This window comes from Pseudoduganella rivuli, from assembly GCF_009674485.1.
Classification (GTDB): domain Bacteria; phylum Pseudomonadota; class Gammaproteobacteria; order Burkholderiales; family Burkholderiaceae_D; genus Rugamonas; species Rugamonas rivuli_B.
The window spans coordinates 1-925 of record NZ_WKJJ01000061.1 but is presented as its reverse complement, the minus strand read 5'-3'; the positions used below and the strand labels follow the sequence as shown (position 1 = coordinate 925).

At 56.5% G+C, this 925-nt stretch carries 1 protein-coding gene; it reads right to left on the bottom strand.

Features of this window, described 5'->3' with window-relative positions; genetic code table 11:
* Positions 1 to 860: ISL3 family transposase (locus GJ700_RS34695; protein WP_229507420.1), on the bottom strand; the 860-nt coding region annotated here is incomplete at its 3' end.
* Positions 861 to 925: the final 65 nt, after the last annotated feature.

The window sequence follows — 925 nt, the reverse complement described above, 5'->3', positions numbered from 1 at the left end:
TTCATGACGTAGACCGTCATGAGTGCCTGGTTTGCCTCCAGTAGTTCAGCCAATTTCGGTGCTTGATCTGATGGCACATTAGCTGGGTTGCGCAGCAACATCCAACGAGCCCGCTTTACATACTGGCGCGCCGGTTTATCGTGGCGTAACCGGTTCGCCTCATCAACCCGTACGCGGTCAATGACCTCTCGACCGTACTTTGCAATCACATGAAACAGGTCATACACGACCTTGGCCTTGCGGCAGTGATACTTCACTTCCAAGTCAAAGGCGGTGTTCATGTCCATCGCTACGGCCAGGACGTTTCGGCAACGCTCCTTGCCAAGCCATGCAAAGAAGGGCCTGATTGCTTCGCGGCTGCGACCTTCGCACACCCATATCACCCGCCGGGTGTCGGCATCCAATACAACCGTGGCATACCGATGCCCTTTGAAAAGGGCAAATTCATCCATGACCAATCTTGTAGGCTGGGGTGGCGGCAGCGCCGCGACCTTGCGTTCGAGATCTTGGCGGTGAATCTGGTGGATGGTGCCCCAATGAAGGCCCGTGAGTTCGCAAACATGCGCGATTGGTAATTTTCCGCACCAGTGCGCAACGAATTCGGCTAACCGACGCGATACGCGGGAATGACGATCCAGCCAGCTGATTTGCTGGGTGCAGCAACGACGGCAACTGGTGCACCGCAGCCTGTGAACGGCCACGCTCAAAAAGACGCTCAAGCCAGCCATAGGCAGATCACGTACCGTACGCCAGACGGTTTCGTGGATGAGGGGAGCGTGGGCCCTGCAGTTGGAGCAGATCAGCGGGAACTGCGGATCAGCGATCAGGCGCACCTGCAGCTGATTGCCCTCAACATCCATGGATGAGACGAGAAAGCCTTCCCAGAATGGGAGGCTGAGACTATGATTTGCCATGAGAGCAGTGG